General features: G+C 66.6%; 1 protein-coding gene. It reads left to right on the forward strand.

The features are described from left to right. The coding region (locus ACODTY_RS24200; protein ID WP_488996713.1) for an autotransporter outer membrane beta-barrel domain-containing protein at window positions 1-311 on the forward strand (311 nt) is incomplete at both ends.

Here is a 311-nt window from a genome sequence, read left to right on the forward strand (position 1 = left end):
CTCGACGGGCACGAGCGACAACTACCATCTCGGCCTCTATGGCGGCACGCAATGGGGTGATCTCGCCTTCCGCACCGGCGCCGCCTACACCTGGCACGACATCTCCACCTCGCGGAACGTCTCCTTCCCGGGCTTCAGCAACGGCCTGAAGGGCGCCTACAATGCCGCAACCGCGCAGGTCTTCGGCGAACTCGCCTACGGCTTCAATGCCGGCGGCGCGCGCTTCGAGCCCTTCGCCAATCTGGCCTATGTCAACCTGCATACGGATGGCTTCCGCGAGCGGGGAGGTGCCGCGGCGCTGACCAGTCCCT

Source organism: Mesorhizobium sp. FG116 (genome assembly GCF_057809835.1).